This window comes from Stenotrophomonas sp. EMP41, assembly GCF_047495535.1.
GTDB classification, from domain to species: Bacteria; Pseudomonadota; Gammaproteobacteria; order Xanthomonadales; family Xanthomonadaceae; genus Stenotrophomonas; species Stenotrophomonas sepilia.
In genome coordinates this window covers 3,545,519-3,562,178 of record NZ_CP179923.1, presented here as the reverse complement: position 1 = coordinate 3,562,178, position 16,660 = coordinate 3,545,519, and the positions used below count along the sequence as shown (strand labels likewise).

The 16,660-nt window shown below is 67.8% G+C and carries 22 protein-coding genes; 10 read left to right on the top strand and 12 right to left on the bottom strand.

The features are described 5' to 3' along the window. Position 1 precedes the first annotated feature (1 nt). A complete protein-coding gene (locus ACMGRF_RS16365; RefSeq protein WP_005419712.1) occupies positions 2–631 on the top strand; it encodes a lysophospholipid acyltransferase family protein in 630 nt (209 codons plus the stop codon). Then, on the top strand, positions 628–1,623 hold the full coding sequence (locus ACMGRF_RS16360) for a phosphatidate cytidylyltransferase (RefSeq protein ID WP_049412928.1): 996 nt from the start codon (positions 628–630) through the stop codon (positions 1,621–1,623). Before ACMGRF_RS16365 ends, ACMGRF_RS16360 begins: the two co-directional genes overlap by 4 nt. A gap of 126 nt (positions 1,624–1,749) precedes the next feature. Here the strand turns inward: ACMGRF_RS16360 and fis are convergent, their stop codons facing one another. The 3 genes from fis to prmA all read right to left on the bottom strand — a co-directional run bounded on the left by fis (position 1,750) and on the right by prmA (position 3,872). Continuing rightward, a complete protein-coding gene (gene fis, locus ACMGRF_RS16355; RefSeq protein WP_005419706.1) occupies positions 1,750–2,025 on the bottom strand; it encodes a DNA-binding transcriptional regulator Fis in 276 nt (91 codons plus the stop codon). Between the two features lie 116 nt (positions 2,026–2,141). Continuing rightward, positions 2,142–2,909, bottom strand: coding sequence for a DUF3426 domain-containing protein (locus tag ACMGRF_RS16350; RefSeq protein WP_262257872.1), 768 nt, complete (start codon positions 2,907–2,909; stop codon positions 2,142–2,144). Positions 2,910–2,951: 42 nt separating this feature from the next. Further along, positions 2,952–3,872 carry a 50S ribosomal protein L11 methyltransferase gene (gene prmA, locus ACMGRF_RS16345; RefSeq protein ID WP_049440916.1) on the bottom strand — a complete coding sequence of 307 codons (921 nt, stop codon included), beginning with the start codon at positions 3,870–3,872 and terminating at the stop codon, positions 2,952–2,954. Positions 3,873–4,036: 164 nt separating this feature from the next. On the opposite strand from prmA, the gene ACMGRF_RS16340 reads away from it, so the two are divergent. Both ACMGRF_RS16340 and ACMGRF_RS16335 read left to right on the top strand, forming a co-directional pair. Continuing rightward, positions 4,037–5,002, top strand: coding sequence for a hypothetical protein (locus ACMGRF_RS16340; RefSeq protein ID WP_049412932.1), 966 nt, complete (start codon positions 4,037–4,039; stop codon positions 5,000–5,002). Beyond that, complete coding sequence (locus ACMGRF_RS16335) at positions 4,999–5,373, top strand: hypothetical protein (RefSeq protein WP_049412934.1); 375 nt, start codon at positions 4,999–5,001, stop codon at positions 5,371–5,373. Before ACMGRF_RS16340 ends, ACMGRF_RS16335 begins: the two co-directional genes overlap by 4 nt. Positions 5,374–5,503: 130 nt before the next feature. Here ACMGRF_RS16335 and accC read toward each other — a convergent pair whose 3' ends face one another. The 4 genes from accC to ACMGRF_RS16315 form a co-directional block, all read right to left on the bottom strand. Further along, positions 5,504–6,871, bottom strand: coding sequence for an acetyl-CoA carboxylase biotin carboxylase subunit (gene accC, locus ACMGRF_RS16330; RefSeq protein WP_049412937.1), 1,368 nt, complete (start codon positions 6,869–6,871; stop codon positions 5,504–5,506). A gap of 10 nt (positions 6,872–6,881) precedes the next feature. Continuing rightward, complete coding sequence (gene accB / locus ACMGRF_RS16325) at positions 6,882–7,361, bottom strand: acetyl-CoA carboxylase biotin carboxyl carrier protein (protein WP_111096646.1); 480 nt, start codon at positions 7,359–7,361, stop codon at positions 6,882–6,884. Between the two features lie 58 nt (positions 7,362–7,419). Then, a complete protein-coding gene (aroQ, locus tag ACMGRF_RS16320; protein ID WP_049440919.1) occupies positions 7,420–7,863 on the bottom strand; it encodes a type II 3-dehydroquinate dehydratase in 444 nt (147 codons plus the stop codon). Between the two features lie 293 nt (positions 7,864–8,156). Next, on the bottom strand, positions 8,157–8,882 hold the full coding sequence (locus tag ACMGRF_RS16315) for a DOPA 4,5-dioxygenase family protein (RefSeq protein WP_049412940.1): 726 nt from the start codon (positions 8,880–8,882) through the stop codon (positions 8,157–8,159). A gap of 165 nt (positions 8,883–9,047) precedes the next feature. On the opposite strand from ACMGRF_RS16315, the gene ACMGRF_RS16310 reads away from it, so the two are divergent. Further along, positions 9,048–9,875 (top strand): isocitrate lyase/PEP mutase family protein, encoded by an 828-nt coding sequence (locus ACMGRF_RS16310; RefSeq protein WP_180880603.1) that lies wholly within the window; start codon positions 9,048–9,050, stop codon positions 9,873–9,875. A 33-nt stretch (positions 9,876–9,908) separates the two neighbouring features. On the opposite strand, the gene ACMGRF_RS16305 is transcribed toward ACMGRF_RS16310, so the two are convergent. Then, the gene (locus ACMGRF_RS16305; RefSeq protein ID WP_049412944.1) at positions 9,909–10,436 is read right to left on the bottom strand and encodes a hypothetical protein; all 528 of its coding nucleotides are present in this window, start codon (positions 10,434–10,436) and stop codon (positions 9,909–9,911) included. Positions 10,437–10,561: 125 nt separating this feature from the next. Between ACMGRF_RS16305 and ACMGRF_RS16300 the strand changes: the two genes are divergently transcribed. Both ACMGRF_RS16300 and ACMGRF_RS16295 read left to right on the top strand, forming a co-directional pair. Then, positions 10,562–11,158, top strand: coding sequence for an NAD(P)H-dependent oxidoreductase (locus tag ACMGRF_RS16300; RefSeq protein ID WP_049412945.1), 597 nt, complete (start codon positions 10,562–10,564; stop codon positions 11,156–11,158). Positions 11,159–11,174: 16 nt separating this feature from the next. Then, positions 11,175–11,768 carry a TetR/AcrR family transcriptional regulator gene (locus ACMGRF_RS16295; RefSeq protein ID WP_049440925.1) on the top strand — a complete coding sequence of 198 codons (594 nt, stop codon included), beginning with the start codon at positions 11,175–11,177 and terminating at the stop codon, positions 11,766–11,768. A gap of 13 nt (positions 11,769–11,781) precedes the next feature. Here the strand turns inward: ACMGRF_RS16295 and ACMGRF_RS16290 are convergent, their stop codons facing one another. Further along, the gene (locus tag ACMGRF_RS16290; RefSeq protein WP_180880605.1) at positions 11,782–12,564 is read right to left on the bottom strand and encodes a D-alanyl-D-alanine carboxypeptidase family protein; all 783 of its coding nucleotides are present in this window, start codon (positions 12,562–12,564) and stop codon (positions 11,782–11,784) included. 133 nt (positions 12,565–12,697) lie between these two features. On the opposite strand from ACMGRF_RS16290, the gene ACMGRF_RS16285 reads away from it, so the two are divergent. After that, positions 12,698–13,264 carry a GIY-YIG nuclease family protein gene (locus ACMGRF_RS16285; RefSeq protein WP_099494876.1) on the top strand — a complete coding sequence of 189 codons (567 nt, stop codon included), beginning with the start codon at positions 12,698–12,700 and terminating at the stop codon, positions 13,262–13,264. Positions 13,265–13,271: 7 nt separating this feature from the next. On the opposite strand, the gene ACMGRF_RS16280 is transcribed toward ACMGRF_RS16285, so the two are convergent. Next, positions 13,272–13,415 carry a hypothetical protein gene (locus ACMGRF_RS16280; protein ID WP_162838144.1) on the bottom strand — a complete coding sequence of 48 codons (144 nt, stop codon included), beginning with the start codon at positions 13,413–13,415 and terminating at the stop codon, positions 13,272–13,274. 98 nt (positions 13,416–13,513) lie between these two features. Here ACMGRF_RS16280 and ACMGRF_RS16275 point away from each other — a divergent pair, with 98 nt between their 5' ends. Continuing rightward, positions 13,514–14,425 carry a LysR substrate-binding domain-containing protein gene (locus tag ACMGRF_RS16275; RefSeq protein ID WP_032954576.1) on the top strand — a complete coding sequence of 304 codons (912 nt, stop codon included), beginning with the start codon at positions 13,514–13,516 and terminating at the stop codon, positions 14,423–14,425. Here ACMGRF_RS16275 and ACMGRF_RS16270 read toward each other — a convergent pair. After that, a complete protein-coding gene (locus tag ACMGRF_RS16270; protein ID WP_049412953.1) occupies positions 14,409–15,125 on the bottom strand; it encodes an ABC transporter substrate-binding protein in 717 nt (238 codons plus the stop codon). The genes ACMGRF_RS16275 and ACMGRF_RS16270 overlap by 17 nt on opposite strands. Positions 15,126–15,207: 82 nt before the next feature. Between ACMGRF_RS16270 and ACMGRF_RS16265 the strand changes: the two genes are divergently transcribed. Next, positions 15,208–15,579 (top strand): VOC family protein, encoded by a 372-nt coding sequence (locus ACMGRF_RS16265; RefSeq protein WP_049412954.1) that lies wholly within the window; start codon positions 15,208–15,210, stop codon positions 15,577–15,579. 65 nt (positions 15,580–15,644) lie between these two features. On the opposite strand, the gene ACMGRF_RS16260 is transcribed toward ACMGRF_RS16265, so the two are convergent. Next, the gene (locus ACMGRF_RS16260) at positions 15,645–16,484 is read right to left on the bottom strand and encodes an arylamine N-acetyltransferase family protein (protein WP_414485389.1); all 840 of its coding nucleotides are present in this window, start codon (positions 16,482–16,484) and stop codon (positions 15,645–15,647) included. Positions 16,485–16,660 lie beyond the last annotated feature (176 nt).

Below are 16,660 nucleotides of genomic sequence, written 5' to 3'. Positions count from 1 at the left end.
GATGTTCGCCGAATTGATTGCACGCGCCTGCAGTGGCGCGATCCACGTGGTGACCGGCGCCCGTGCGCTGTGGATCGGCTGTGCGCCGTCCAGCGAGCGCCGCGTGTACTACGGCAACCACGCCAGCCATGGTGACTTCGTGCTGATCTGGTCGTCGATGCCACCGGCGTTGCGGCGCCAGGTGCGCCCGGTGGCTGCTGCCGAGTACTGGCAACGCGACGGCCTGCGCCGCTACCTGATCGATGCGGTGTTCAACGGCGTGCTGGTCGAGCGCGAGGCCGGCCATCGCCAGCAGGACCCGTTGCAGGTACTGCGCGATGCGGTGGACGAAGAGTGCTCGCTGATCCTGTTCCCGGAAGGCACGCGCAATGTGGGCGATGAGCCACTGCTGCCGTTCAAGAGCGGCATCTACCATCTGGCGCGGCAACGGCCGGAGCTGGAGTTCGTGCCGGTCTGGATCGACAACCTGAAGCGGGTGATGCCCAAGGGCCGGTTCCTGCCGCTGCCGCTGCTGTGCACGGCCACTTTCGGTACGCCGCTGCGGCTGCAGGCCGACGAGGACAAGGCTGCATTCCTGGCCCGCAGCCGGCAGGCGCTGCTGGACCTGGCGCCGAATGGAGGGCGCGCATGAGCTATCTGATGGACGTGTCCGGTGACCTGGCCGCGCGCAGCGTGGGCCAGCAGACCGGCCTGCTGTTTGCCGGCGTCGGCGCGGTGCTGGTGCTGGCCACGCTGGTGGCCGAGACCCTGCGCTGGCGGCAGCGTGGGCAGCCCAGTGCGGTCATCGCCAACCTGGTGTCGCGCATCCGCGCCTGGTGGGTGATGGCGATCGTGGTCGGGCTGGCGCTGTTCTTCGGTCGCGCCGGGGTGATCGTACTGTTTGCGATCATCTCGCTGTTCGCGCTGCGCGAGTTCATCACTCTGGCACCGACCCGCTCGGGCGACTACTACGCGCTGCTGGCCGCGTTCTACATCGTGCTGCCGTGGCAGTACTACCTGGTGTGGATCGACTGGTACGGCATGTACACGCTGCTGATTCCGGTCTACGCATTCCTGTTCCTGCCGATCCTGTCGACTATCGGTGGTGACACCACGCACTACCTGGAGCGCACCGCGAAGGTGCAGTGGGGGCTGATGATCTGCGTGTTCTGCATCTCGCACGTGCCGCTGCTGCTGAACCTGCACGTGCCTGGCCATGACCCGTCGCGCAACGTGCTGCTGTTCGCCTTCCTGGTGATCGTGGTGCAGTCCTCGGACGTGCTGCAGTACATCTGGGGCAAGCTGCTGGGCAGGCGTCTGGTCGCGCCGAAGCTGTCGCCGTCGAAGACGGTGGAGGGCTTCGTGGGTGGCGTGCTGAGTGCCAGCGCGCTGGGAGCGGCGCTGTGGTGGATCACGCCGTTCACGCCGCTGCAGGCGTTCGGCCTGTCGCTGCTGATCAACCTGATGGGGTTCTGGGGGGGGCTGGTGATGTCGGCGATCAAGCGCGACCGTGGCATCAAGGACTGGGGCCACATGATCGAGGGCCATGGCGGCATGCTCGACCGGCTGGATTCGGTATGCTTCGCCGCGCCCGTGTTCTTCCATGTGGTGAGGTACTACTGGAAGGCCGGCGGAGGCGGGTGATTCTGCCGGGCTTCCATCCACGCATGGCGTGGGTCCACGGGTAGTGCCGGCCGCTGGCCGGCAACTGCAACTTCCTGCCATCGTTCATGGGGTTGCCGGCCAGTGGCCGGCGCTACCCACGCACGCTTACGCGCTGATGCCGTATTCCTTCAGCTTCTTGCGCAGGGTGGCGCGGTGGATGCCCAGCATCGCTGCGGCGCGGCTCTGGTTGCCTTCGCAGTGGTTGAGCACTTCCACGAACAGCGGGATTTCCATCTCGCGCAGCACGATCTCGTAGACATCGTCCGCGTCGCAGCCATCAAGGTCACGCAGGTAGCGGCGCACGGACTGGGCGACGTGTTCACGCAGCGGTGGCCGGGGAGCGCCACGACTGTTGTCAGGACGAGAGAGGACAGCGTTCAAGGGGGGTTCCCGATTCGGTTGGCCCGTGCGCGCGGAGCGCGCGGCCGGACGAGGTGGTGGCGGCCAGTCTAGCGCGAGCGTGCCCGACCTGCCACGGCTGGTCGCCTCTATCCTGCTCAGAGGAAGTCGAAGGTGAATGCGACGGTGGATGCGGCGGGTTCCTGCACGCGGAACGCAATGCGTGCACTCTGGCCCGGTTCCAGCACGGCCGCGCCGGGGTTCTCGCCGAGGTACTGCGCCGGTGCGAACACGCCGCTGCCGATCACCCGGCCATCGGCATCGGACAGCGACAGGCGCAGATCCGGCCAGGCCTGTGCCCAGCGCGCATCGTTGCGGATGCTGGCCTGCACCTGCAGTACGCCGGCCTGGCCTGGCAGGGGGCGGATCTCGCGGCTGGTCATGGTGAACGCGGTGGGTTCATGCCAGGCCGGCAGGCTGCAGCGCAGTACGCCGCACAGTGCGCCGAGCCAGGCGCGGTTGCCCGCGTCGGCGGCCAGTCGCGCTCGATCGGCCAGCACGCTCTGCAGGGCCAGCAGCAGTGCCAGTCCGGCGACCAGCCCCCAGTGCCAGCGTGGCGTCGGCAGTGCGCGTGGCCGCGAGGTGCCCAGGAAACTGGGTGCATCTCCGGCCACGGCCTGCGGGGCCGGAGCGGCAAGGACGGGTTCGATCACGGCCGCTTCGTCGAGGTTGACGATGTCATCGCTCTGTCGCGTTTCCGCCATCGGTGGCAGCGCCGCTTCGAGGGGGCTGCGGGCTTGGGCTGGCGGGATGTCATGCATCGCCGGGTCGGGCGTGCGTGAATCGGTCGCAGGTGCAGCCTCGCCTTCCGACGCGGGGCGCAGGAAGGTGGCCAAGGGGCGGCGCGGCGGGTTCGGCTCGGACATGCTCAGGGTGCGGGCTCGGATCCAGCGGTCATTCAATCACGATCAGGCGCGGCGTATGCCGGTGATGCGCATCCAGTCGCCATCCTGGGTCGCCTGCAGGTCGTCGAACCATGCGGCGTAGCGCTGCAGCAGTTCGCCTTCCTGGCCCTGCAGGATGCCGGACAGGGCGATGCGGCCGCCGGCAGCGACGCGCGCGGCCAGCAGCTCGGCCAACGCGTCCAGTGCCGAGGCAAGGATGTTGGCGACCACGATCGGGTAGGTGGCGACCGGTTCGTCCTGCGGCAGGTACACGTGCATGCGCGCCTGCTCGCCGTTGCGCTCGGCATTGTCGGCGGTGGCGACCAGTGCCTGTGGATCGTTGTCCACGCCGATCGCTTCGGCGGCACCCAGCTTCAGCGCGGCCAGGGCGAGGATGCCCGAGCCGCAGCCGAAGTCGAGCACGCGCTGGCCCTGCAACTGGCCGTCCACGGCCAGCTGGTCCAGCCAGCGCAGGCACAGGGCGGTGGTCGGGTGGGTGCCCGAGCCGAAGGCCAGGCCCGGGTCCAGCCGCACCACGGCGGCATCGGCCGCCTGCGCGGCGTCCGGCAGTTCATGGTTCCACGGCACGATCCAGGTGCGGCTGCCGAAATCCATCGGCTGGAACTGGTCCAGCCAGGCGCGTTCCCAGTCTTCATCCTCGACGGCGCGGAAGCTGCCGTTGCTCCAGTCCAGTTCCGGATCGAACGATTCCAGGGCGGCCAGCAGCAACAGCGCATTGCTGTCGGCGGGGAACAGTGCGCTCAGCACCAGGGTGTCCCACAGCGGCGTTTCACCCACGCCGGGTTCGAGGATGGCCTGTTCGTTGCTGGTGTCGGCTTCGGCATCGAGCAGGGTCACGGCCAGTGCGCCGACGTCCTCCAGCGCATTCTCATAGCGGGGCTGGGTGGCTTCGGTGCAGCGCAGGGTCAGTTCCAGGAACGGCATGGCGGTGGGGGCAATCACGGGAAAGGGGGCCATGCTAGACCATCGGGGCGTCTCCGTATTGCCTGAGATGCCGCCTTGAGATGAACGGGGGCAGTTCAGACAGCCCCGCCGGGCCTTGCTAAACTCGGTACTTTCCTGTGCGCCGTGAACGCTCACCGCCGCCGATGGCCTTCGCCCCGACCCTGAAAACCTGGTTGCTCGTGCTGCCGGCGGTGGCCGTGCTGGGCGTGGCCGGGTACCGGGCCAGTGGCCATGCGGCGGGCGTGACATCAGCGTCGCCGGACCTGCCGACCGTCGTGGCCGGCCGCGACAGCGCAGTGGCGTTGCCGGTGGTGCCGGAAGCCCTGGCGCGCCGGCTGGCTACCGTCGAGCGCGGCAACATGCTGCCGTCGGGCCTGCCGCTGGACCTCCGCGCCGACATCGAAGACGCCAGCGATCTGTATGCCTACGCCCAGCGCCTGCGCGTGCAGGCCGATACAGGTAACCATGAAGCGCGCTGGATGCTCAGCCGCGTGTATGACTATTGCGCGCAGTACGCGCTCGATCCGGGTGGCTACCGCCTGGACAACAACGTACTGAGCGGGTTGGGCCTGACCGCGGCGCCGGCGATGATCGAGGCGCGCGAGCGCGTGGCGCAGCGGTGCGGTGGCTTCGTCCCGGGCGACAAGCTGGGTGCGGCACTGGTGCTGGCCGAGCGCCGCAAGGCGGCCGCGCAGGGCAACCTGGCCGCGGAAGCATCGCTGTTCGCCGAGGGCGAGCCGTTGCATGACAGTGCCGAGTACCGCCGTGACCTGGTCGAGCGCGTGCGCACTTCGCGTGACCCGGAGGCCTATATGGCGATCGCGCCGGGCATGGGCGTGCGTGCCGCCGGTGACAGCGCACTCGACGGCCTGGTGGCGGGCGAACAGCTCAGTGAGCTTGCATGGCGGCTTGCGGCCTGCGAACTCGGTCTACCGTGTGGAGCGGACAGCGTGCTGGTCAACAGTTTTTGTGCGAACGGAGGGATCTGTTCGCAGGATGGAGCGCAGGATTTCCGGGATTTCGTGTATGACGCTGCGGTATCGCGGCAAGGTGCTGGGAAAATGAAGGAATGGATCAAGCGATTGATTGGAAAGAGGGACGGGCGATGAATTACCGTCGATTCCTGCATGGGGCCAAGTTCTGGTTCTGGGTGGCGCTGTTCGTGGCCTACTCTGCCGGTGCGGTCGGCCTGCTGATGATCGATACCTACGAGGATCGGTACCGGCATCTGTCGAAGGTGGAACTGACCACGGTGAAGGCGCAGGAAGACGTGCGCCGCGCCGGCGCCAGCCAGGTCGCTGCGGTCTATCGCGCGCAGACGGGCATGCCGTTCGCTTCACTGCCGGCCGGCAGCACCTTCCAGGTAGTGTGGCCGGATGGCTCGACCGAGACCATGGTGATCGTCGATCCGACCTCGCCCAATGGCGTGCGGCCGCTGGCCAATTCGCAGATTCCGGCCGAAGCGGCCAGCAAGCGCTGATGCGCCGGCTGTAGAGCCGAGCCCACGCTCGGCTGTGCGTTGCGGCAAGCCGAGCATGGGCTCGGCTCTACAGCAACAAAAAAAGGGCGGGGATTTCCCCGCCCTTTTCATGTCCAGTGCCTGGCGCCGATCAGGTCAGCGCGATCGGCTTGTTCTTGCGCTCGGCAAGGCGCTTTTCCAGGTAGTGGATGTTCTGGCCACCGGCCTGGAAGCCCTTGTCACGCATGATCCGCTGCTGCAGGGCGATGTTGGTCTTGATGCCATCGACCACCATCTCGCTCAGCGCCACCCGCATGCGGGCGATGGCGGTTTCGCGGTCCGGTCCGTGCACGATCAGCTTGCCGATCATCGAGTCGTAGTTGGACGGCACGCGATAGCCACTGTAGATGTGGGTATCCACGCGCACGCCGGGGCCGCCCGGCGGATGGAAGCCGGTGATGGTGCCCGGGCTCGGCACGAAGGTCTCAGCATCTTCGGCGTTGATGCGGCACTCGATGGCATGGCCGGTCAGCACCACGTCGCTCTGCTTGATCGACAGCTTCTGGCCAGCGGCGATCTTCAGCTGCTCGGCCACCAGGTCGATGCCGGTGACCATTTCGGTGACCGGATGTTCCACCTGGATGCGGGTGTTCATTTCGATGAAGTAGAAGCGGCCGTCCTCGTACAGGAACTCGAACGTGCCCGCGCCGCGGTAGCCGATGCGGATGCAGGCTTCGGTGCACACCTTGCCGATCTGCTCACGCTGTTCGGCGGTGATGCCCGGTGCCGGTGCTTCTTCCACCACCTTCTGGTGGCGGCGCTGCATCGAGCAGTCGCGTTCGCCGAGGTGGATGGCGTTGCCCTGACCGTCGGCCAGCACCTGGATCTCCACGTGGCGCGGGTTCTCCAGGAACTTCTCCATGTAGACCTCGCCATTGCCGAACGCGGCCTTGGCCTCGCTCTTGGTGGTTTCGATCGAGGTCTTCAGCGAGGCTTCGGCGTGCACGACGCGCATGCCACGGCCACCGCCACCACCGGCTGCCTTGATGATGACCGGATAACCGATCTCACGGGCGATCTTGGTGTTGGCGACGATGTCCTCGCCCAGCGGGCCGCCCGAACCGGGCACGCACGGCACGCCGGCGGCCTTCATCGCGCGGATGGCTTCGACCTTGTCACCCATCATGCGGATGGTGTCAGCCTTGGGGCCGATGAAGATGAAGCCCGACTCTTCCACGCGCTCGGCGAAGTCGGCGTTCTCCGACAGGAAGCCGTAGCCCGGGTGGATGGCCTGGGCGTCGGTGACTTCAGCGGCGGCGATCAGTGCCGGGATGTTGAGGTAGCTCTGCGGCGACGGCGCCGGACCGATGCAGACCGACTCGTCGGCCATGGCCACGTGCTTGAGGTTGCGGTCGACCGTGGAATGCACGGCCACGGTGCGGATGCCGAGGGTGTGGCACGCGCGCAGGATGCGCAGCGCGATCTCCCCTCGGTTGGCGATGACGACTTTGTCGAGCATGGCGCGCCCCTCAGCCGATCACGAACAGCGGCTGGTCGAACTCCACCGGCTGGCCGTTCTCGCCGAGGATGGCGACGATGGTGCCGGACGTGTCGGCTTCGATCGGGTTGAACATCTTCATCGCTTCGATGATGGCCAGGGTCTCGCCTTCCTTGACCTGCTGGCCCACGGTGACGAAGGCCGGCTTGTCCGGCGCGGACGAGGCATAGAAGGTGCCGACCATCGGCGAGCGCAGCACATGGCCTTCCGGCAGCGCCGGGCCCGGCTTGGCGGTGCCGCCGGTGGAGGCTTCGGTCGGCGACTGCATCGGCATGGCCTGCGCCACCGGAGCGGCCGGGGCGGCGTACACCGGGGCGGCGACCGGCGCGGCATAACCAGCGACCGGAGCGCGCGACAGGCGCACCGACTCTTCGCCTTCCTTGATTTCGATTTCAGCCAGGTTCGACTCTTCCAACAGGTCGATCAGCTTCTTGATTTTGCGCAGATCCATGAGGGCCTCTTTGGTTTCTTCTAGGTGAGGAGAGCGCCGTGAGCGCTCGGGTCGACAATCAGGTGGCGGATACGCGCAGCAGCGCCGCGTCCATCGCGTAGCGGTAGCTGTCGGCACCGAAGCCACACACCACGCCCACCGCCTTGTCGCTGAAGAAGCTGTGCTGGCGGAAGGGTTCGCGGGTATGCGGGTTGGACAGGTGGATCTCGATGAACGGCACCGCCACCGCTGCCAGCGCATCGCGCAGGGCCACCGAGGTGTGGGTGAAGGCGGCGGGGTTGATCAGGATGAAAGCGGTTCCGTCGTTGCGCGCAGCCTGCACGCGGTCGACCAGCACATGCTCGGCATTGGACTGCAGGCTCTCCACGGCGTGCCCGGCAGCCGATGCCTGCGCGACCAGGGCCTGGTCGATGTCGGCCAGCGTGGTGTGGCCGTATACCTCCGGCTCGCGGGTGCCGAGCAGGTTGAGGTTGGGGCCGTGCAGGACCAGCAGCTTCGCCATGGGATCCGGAATACGGGAAAGGGCGGCAGTCTGGCGGAACCGGTGGATGCTGTCCAGTTCGGCGAAGTTTGCAGCGTTTCAATCGTATGTTTGAAATGTGCCGGAGGGCTTGTGGCCGTATGGCGGACGCCGGATCAAGGCGCGCTGAACGTCGTGCAGGCGGTGGATGCGGGCACGTAGGCCGACGATCACGCCCGGGTCGCTCATCGGCAGAGCCATACCCTGCGTGGAGGAGGAGGCGTAGGGCGCAGCACGCTGTGCCCTCACCAGGGAGTTTCCTGGCAGCTGATCGCTCAGGTCTCCAACGGTACCGTGGGCACCACGTTCGGGAATACCTCCTCCAACGGCTCCTGTTCCCCCGGTTGCGGCGCCGGCCAGTTGTAGGCGTTCACCGGCTGCGCGCGGTTCACCCACAACGCGTAGTACAGGTGATCGGCGCGACCGTCGCCGGTATTGGGGTGGATCAGGATGGTCAGCCCCAGGCTGTTGAGCTGCAGCCAGGGCACCAGCACTGGCAGCAGGTCGTTGGTGAAGCCGAAGTAGAAGGAGGGCGTGACGTGCGGGCCACGCGGCTCCAGGTTCCAGTTGCCCAGCTCCACCGGGAAGCGCTCGGCGGCCCAGCGCCGCAGCAGGGCTGCCTTCTCGAAGCTGTCCTCGTCGAAATAGATATGTGCGTGGTAGCTCTTGATGTCGGTGTAGGCGCGCGGGGCGGTGGGCAACGTGGCCTCGCCGGGGCGCACGCTGGCCGGGCGCGGGGTCGGTTCGCTGGCGGTGGCCTGACCCCAGGGGCTGCGGCCCTTCGCTGCTGGCGGAACGATGGCGCGGAAGCCGGGTCGCCCGGGTTCGGTGGTGTTCACGGCGCTGCCGACGCGCGCGGCGGCGGCGGTGGAGGCGCTGGCCAGGCCGCCGGCGGCCAGCCCCGCCGAGGCGATCAGGCGGCGCCGTGCGGGCGAGAGCAGGTCGGCCCAGTGGGCGTCATCGTCGCCTGCGTCGATGAGGGGCTGCGGGTCCGGGTGCATGAGGGGCTCCGTGACGGCATTGTGTGGGCAGGCAACCACGCTCGGGCAGGGTCGCCGGTGGCGTCCAATAAGCAGCCGGCATCACTTCATGCACGGCTGCCTTCGTCGCCTTGAGCGCGACCGAACGGCGGGCTAGGGTGCAGGTCTGCCGCCCCGGAGCCCGCCATGGCCTCGCCTGATGCCGACACCCTGCGCAAGCGCGCCAGCTTCCGCCAGCTGCATGCAGCAGGATGCTTCGTGCTGCCCAACCCGTGGGACGCCGGCAGTGCGCGCTATCTGCAACGGCAGGGGTTCCAGGCCCTGGCCACGACCAGTGCCGGCTGCGCCTGGAGTGAGGGGCGGCCGGACGGCGCGGTATCGCTGCAGGCCACGCTGGAGCACCTGCGACTGATGGCGGCGGCGACCCCGTTGCCATTGAATGCCGACTTCGGTGATGGCTTCGGCGCTACGCCACAGGCGGTGGAGGAGGCGGTGGCCGCGGCGCTCGATACCGGCATTGCGGCGTTGTCGATCGAGGACGCCAGCGGCCTGGCCGATGCACCACTGAGGCCCATCGACCAGGCGGTCGAGCGGTTGCGCGCGGCGCGTGCGGCCATCGACCGCGCGGGCGGCGACGTGCTGCTGGTCGGGCGAGCGGAGAATTTCTTCGTGGGCGTGCCGGATATGCAGGACACCCTGCGGCGCCTGCGTGCCTACGCCGAGGCCGGTGCCGATGTGCTGTACGCACCGGGTATCAGTACGCACGAGCAGATCAGTGCGGTGGTCGCCGCTGCGGGCTCGAAGCCAGTGAACCTGCTGGTCGGTGGACCCACAGCACTGAGCCTGCAGGACATCGCCGCACTTGGCGTTCGCCGGGTCAGCCTGGGCGGTGCGCTGGCGCGTGCCGCGTGGGGTGGACTGATGCAGGCGACCCAGCCGATCGTGCAGGACGGACGCTTCGATGGCCTGCAGCAGGCGGCGTCCGGGGCTGCCTTGAATGCGTTGTTCCAGTAGACCCGCGCCCTGCATGGCGGGAAGGGCCGGCAACTACAACGCCTCGATCTCCCGCTTGGGCAGGATCACGCCGGGTTCCAGCGCTGGCAGCAGTTGGCGAAGCAGGCGTGGATTGTCCTGCAGCCCCGTGCCGTCCAGATACGTCCACCCGGAACCGCCAATGCGGCGCACGGCCACCATGAACGTGGTGCTGCGCATCGGGGTTTCACGCACCCGTACCAGGGATTGGCGTGGCACGAAGCAGACTTCTTCCTCCCCGGCCGCATAGGTCCGGGTCGGCACACCGACGTCTTCGCTGATGACCACCACGCCGGTGCTGTGCTGCGTCTTCAACGCATCGCGGGTGATCGCCTGGAAGGCCTCATCGCCGCCGGCCAGCCGCTTGAGGCTGGGATGCGTGCGCTCGATGAGGAAGTCCGCATCGCCGCGGGCGTAGGCAGTCATCAGGGCGCGCACATCTTCGCGCAGGGCCTTCGCGTCACTGGGACTGAGGTCACCCGCGAAGGCGGATGGCAGCGACAGCAGCAGCGTCAGTATCGTCAGGGGCAGGCGTCGATCCATGTCCGGGTGTCCCACAGGGCATCGCTGCACTATACGTTGGACGCGAAAACAGCGTCCCACCGGTGGCGCTGCTTTCCCGGGAATCGCTACTTACCATTGGTAGGTATTGATTCCTGGAGATCCCCATGCACAGCCTCATTGTCATCGCCCACCCTGAGCCCGGTTCGCTGACCCACGCGATGGCGCGTCGCATCGGTGATGCCATTGCCGCGGCCGACGCCGGCAACACCGTGGCCTATGCCGACCTGATGGCCGAAGGCTTCGATCCGCGCTTCAACCCGCGGGACCAGGCGTTGTTCCGCAGCACCGGCGCGGTACCCGCCGATGTCGCCGCCGAACACGCGCGGCTGGATGCCACCGATACGCTGGTGCTGGTGTTCCCGTTGTACTGGTGGTCGTTCCCGGCACTGCTGAAAGGCTGGATCGACCGTGTGTTCACCAACGACTGGGCCTACGCACAGGATGCGCAGGGCAGGCTGGTGAAGAAGCTGCAGCGCCTGAATGTGCATCTGGTCGGCTTGGGCGGCGCCGATGCAGCCATGGTCGAACGTCGTGGCTACGACGCGGCGATGAGGACGCAGATCGACATGGGCATCTTCGACTATTGCGGCGCACGCGTGTTGTCGTCCGACCTGCTCTTGGACGCCGATACCGGTGCCGCTGAAGCGCACCTGCAGACCGCGCTGGCGATCGGCCGTAAAATCGGTGTTCCGATGCGCTGATCGCCGTGCTCCGCCGATGCCCGCCAACGCCACCCCCACGCGCCGCCGAATGACCCGGGAGCAACGCACCCGCCAGTTGCTGGATGTGGCCTGGGCACTGGTCCGCGGAGAAGGTACCGGCGCGTTGACGCTGGGGCGGCTGGCCGAGGCGGCGGGCGTGACCAAGCCTGTGGCCTACGATCACTTCGTGACCCGCAATGGCTTGCTGGCGGCACTCTACGATGACTATGACGGACGCCAGACCGTGGTCTTCCACGAGCGCATCGGCCGCGCCCGGGCGCAACTGGTCGATCGGGCGGCGGCCATCGCCTCCGGCTACATCGACTGCGTCCTCAGCCAGGGCAGTGAAGTGCAAGGCATCCTCGCCGCGCTGGTGGGGGCGCCGGAACTGTATGAGGTGCGGCGGCGCTACCAGCAGGATTTCATCGACAACTGCCAGGTCTGGCTGGGCCCGTTCGCCGCCGACGGCACGGTGTCGCTGGCGGGGCGCTGGGCCATCCTCGGTGCGGCTGAAGCCCTTTCAGAGGGCGTGGCTGCCGGCGCGCTGGACAGGGCCGGTGCCGTGGCCGAGCTGCAGCGGCTGATCGTGGCGACGGTCAAGCGGCGCTGAGCCGCACGAGCGGTCAGCCGCCGGCCAGGGCGGCGAATCCCACGGCCAGCTGGTCGCGCACCAGTGCGTCGCGCGCGTCGCGGCTTGCAGAGCCCAGTACCACGGTGATCAGGCGTACCGGCTGGTCCCGCCCGGGCACTGCCCGGCACGCGGTGGCGGCCAGGCAGAAGCCTGCGGCCTGGGTGTAGCCGGTCTTCAAGCCGTCCACGCCGTCTTCGCCGAGCAGGGCGTTCTGGTTGCTGCGGTTGAAGCTGCCATGGGCGAACGCGCGCTGCGCGGTGATCGCCAGGATCTGCGGATGATCGTTCAGCAGGCGGGCGGCCAGCGCCGCCATGTCGCGCGCGCTGGAGACGTGGTGCGGTGTGGTGATGCCGGACACGCTGGCAAACCAGGTGCTGCGCAGCCCGAGCTGGCGTGCGTGCCGGTTCATGCGCTCCAGGAATGCCGCCTGCGATCCGTCCAGGTGGCGCGCGATCGCCAATGCAGCGTCATTGCCGGAAACCACCATCAACCCTTCCAGCAGGCGTGCCAGGGTGATTGTCTCGCCGGGCACCAGGCCCATGCGCGTTTCATCATCGGCCACGGCATGCACATCGTCGGCGGCGATGGTGACCGGGTCGTCCCACGTGCGTCCGTTCTCTTCGACGCACGCATAGGCGGCGTAGGCGGTCATCAGCTTGGTCAGCGATGCCGGTTGCCGCGCGGTTTCAGCGTTGTGCTGGTGGATCACCGTGGAGGTCGCCGCTTCCAGGGTGATGGACGAAATCGGTAGGGGGGCGGGCGCAGCAGACGGCATGGCGGGCGGAGATGGCAGCGACAGTCAGCAAGAATAGTTGGTGCCGGCTGCACGAAGCTGCACTGCCGGAGCGCTGCAGCGTGCACGGTAGCGCCCGGTTGCGCCCGGGCTGAGGTGGAGGCAGCCTGCGCACATGCAATCGGATATCCGCATCGACGGTCGTGTCTTCACCTACGTCTTCCCTTGTGCGTGGGAGGACTACGCGAAGATCGGCTTCTCACGTGATCCGCTCGGACGCATCAGCGCATTGCACCGGCGCTGGTTCGAGTTCTTCGACCTCGATGCCGGTGCGCTGGTGGAAGCAGAGAGCGAGCGCGATGCACGTGATCTGGAGCTGCAGCTGCGTTCGCCGTTCAAGGCGCACCGCGCACCGGCACCGATGACGGTCCAGGACAAGGCCGGAGGCCACACCGAGTGGGTACGTGGCGCCAACCAGGCGTTGTCGCTCGCGGTTGATGCGTTGGGCGAACAGGGCTATCGCTGTTACCCGCTGAAGGCATGGCTGCAGGCTGCGCTGCGCCTGCGCATGGACCGGCTGCACGACTGGGCTGTGGTGCAGCTTCCGGAAGAGGAAGGCCTGCGGATTCCAGGTGGCCCCGGTGAGGGCGTGCTGCGTGACACCCTCGACGGTTGCCGGACACTGGATATCGACCCAATGCCATGGCTGCCTGAACACGTCCAGCGCTGGTACACAGGTTGAGCCGCGTTCAACGGGTCCCCGGCTGCTGAACCGGCGTGGCCGGTCGCGCCGCGCACGCAGGGGAGGCGGTGGACGGGCTGGCCAGCTGGCGTGCCAGCTCGGCGTTGGCCACATGGCCGTGCAGGAACAACAGGCTGCCGAAGATGTTCATGAGCGTGCCTCCACTTGAGTGGATTGCACGATACGGGCAGCATGGGCGGGCAAAAAGCGACATTTCCGCAAGCATGCCTTGAGAGGAATTCAAGCCTGATGTCCCGTCCACCCCTTCATGCCCTGCAGGGTTTCGTGGCCGCCGCGCGGCTGGGCAACCTGTCACGGGCAGCGGCGTCGATGAACCTGACCGTCAGTGCGCTCAGCCATCAGATGCGCCAGTTGGAAGAGCGGCTCGGGCAGCCACTGCTGGTCCGCCAACCGCGTGGCGTCGCCCTCACCCTGGAGGGGCAGCGCCTGCTCGACCAGGTCGGCCCGCATCTGGATGCGATCAACGAAGCCTTCCAGCCCTATGCGGCCCGCGCCGAGCACGTGCTGACGATCAGTGCGGTGCCGTCGATGGCGTCGGCATGGCTGGTGCCGCGCCTGGGTCATTTCGTGGCTGAGCACCCACAGATCGAGATCAACCTGCAGTCGAGCGAGCGCCTGATTGATTTCGAGCGGCAGCGCCAGTTCGACGCCGCGCTGCGGCTGGGCAGCGGGCAGTGGCCGGGCCTGGTGGTTGAGCCGCTGTTCGACGAGTGGCTGCTGCCGATGGCCAGCCCGGCGCTGATCGAACGCATGGGAGGGATCGACCGGGTGCCACTGAACCAGTGGCCGCTGCTGGGGGACCCCGATGGTGCGTGGGGTGCCTGGTTCGCGTTGAGCGGGCAGACCCCACCGTCGCGCTTCGTAGCGGTGCTGGATGATTCGGAGGCACACCACCGTGCGGCGCTGGACGGGGTGGGCGTGGCGCTGGGGCGGGTGACGCGGGCGCGCCTGCTGCTGGATTCCGGGCAACTGGTGGCGCTGTCCAACCTGCGCCTGAAAACCGCCTGGCCGCATTGGCTGGTCTACCCGCAGCGATCGGCCCGCCACCGCGGCTTTCTCGCCTTCCGCGACTGGCTGCACGCGCAGGCGGCCGAACACGTGCGGCACATGGCGGACGCTACACTCATCGCACCAGCGTGACCGTCTGCCCGCCTCGCGCGAACGCCTCCTCCAGCAGCGAGCCGGCCTTGATCGCCTCCACTTCCTCGAACAGCGCCTGCAGCGCGTCGGCGGGGCGCGAAGCCGGCGCCGCCACCGCCTGCTGGATCGCGGTGAAGCGGTCGGCCAGCACGCGGTGGCCGGGATGCGCCCGCGCCCATGCCTGCAGCGGCTGGCGCACGCCGGCGGCGGCATCCAGGCGCTGCAGGTCGAACAGGGTGATGGCCGCCGCCGACGTCTCAGCCCGCTCGATCATCGCGTGGCGCAGTTCACGGCTGAGAAACAGGTCGTAGGCTGCACCGCGGCCCACCGCGATGCGCAGCCCTTCGCGGTCGAGGTCGTTCACCTGCTGCGCAGGACTGTCCTCGCGCACCAGATAGGTGCCTTCGATCTCCACGTACGGAGCACTGAAGGCGATGCGGTCGGCGCGTGCCGGATCGATGGCCAGGAAGGCCAGATCCCAGCCGTCTTCGCCTGCCGCAGCGACCACCGAGGCCGCGGCATCGTGACAGGTGAAGCGTGCCTGCACACCCAGGCGCTGCGCCAATGTCGTGGCCAGCTCCACTGACGGTCCGCGCGGTGAGTGCGCATCGCCGTGCGCCAGCACCGGGTTGCCCAGGTTGATCGCCACGCGCAAGAAACCATGCGGTGCCAGCGTACGTCGATGGTCGGCCAGGGACATGCAGGACTCCGCGAGGAAAGGGGCACCCAGCATGCCAGCGCTGCCCTGCAAGGGGGTGTCAGTATCCGGTTATCCTGCGCGCATGAATCCGATCCTGCACGTCGAGATACCGGTCCGTGATCTGGCCCGGGCCATCGCGTTCTACCAGCAATGGCTGCAGGTGGCGGTGGGCGAACCCATCGTGCTGCACGACTGCCGGATGGCCTATCTGCCGTTTTCCGATCCGGCCGCCGGTGCCAGTGTGGCGCTGGTGCACGGCGCGGACTACCGGCCCTCCGAGCAGGGTGCGCGCATCTACATCGGCGTCGATGACCTGGAGGTAAGCCTGGAGCGTGCACTGCGCGCGGGAGCTGCGTTGCGCTTCGGGCCGGCCGACGCGGGCGACTGGCGCGTGGCCGAGATCTGCGACAGTGAAGGCAACCGGATTGCGTTGCAGGCGCGCGCGGTTGCGTAGAGCCGAGCCCATGCTCGGCTGCTGTTGACCCAGCAGCCCAAGCTCAGCCGAGCATGGGCTCGGCGCTACAAGGTCGCGGCGCGTGAGCGCTGCAGCCAGTCATTGATCGCCGGGTCAAGCCGCGGGTCTTCGGGCAACCGCATGCCGAAGCGTTGCTGCAGTACCTCGCGCACGTCGGCAACATCGTGCAGCGGACGCTTGTCCGGTACCTGGCCGGGGCGGTACTCGGTGTAGTTGCCGCTGCCGATGGTGCGTCGCCAGTCCGGCCCGGTCAGCGACGCGCGCAGTTGGCCAGGGAAGCTGGAGTCGGGATGGGTGCACACGTACCAGTTGCCCACCACGTTGTCGATCGGTGCGGGCACGTGCAGGTCGAAACGGTACATCGATCGCCAGCCGTCGCCGGTTTGGGCGGACAGCACGAAATCCCCGTCAACGGCCAGGCGCTGCAGCAGGTACCGCTCGTGTGGCGTGGCCTGCGGCTGCGGATCATCCAGGCGCAGCGGTATGGTCGGGGTCAGGCTGCCGAAACCTGCATCCACCAGCCAGTCATCGCCGTCCACCTGCACGCGCAGCAGCAGATGGGTACGTGCGGTCAGTTCGCCGTCCTGGGCGGCCAGCAGCACGCGGGCGCTCAACGGCTGCGCATCGAAGCCCAACGCCTGCAGCAGCGCCAGCAGGCCGCCATTGAGTTCGAAGCAGTACCCGCCACGGCGCTCGTCCAGCAGCTTGCGCTGCACGCTGTCCAGGTCGATCGGCACCGCATCGCGCAGCAGGCAGCTGAGGGTCTCGAACGGCAGCACTGCGTTGTGGCGCTGCTGCAGCAGGGTCAGGCCGGCCAGGGTCAGCGGTGGCGGTGCATCCAGCTGCAGGCGCTGCAGGTAGCGGGGGACATCGAGGGTGGTCATGGAGGCACCGGAACGGGGAGGCGCGTCCACTGTGCTCCCCCAACCGGGGTTGAGGTCAAGGGCGATGGTCGTGTCACGCCAGCGTCGCCTGCACCCGGTACAAAGGCCGCGTCCGCCAGTCATCGCTGGGCCAGGACGACGAAAGCTCTAAAGTTGCCTTGAATCCGGCCGATACA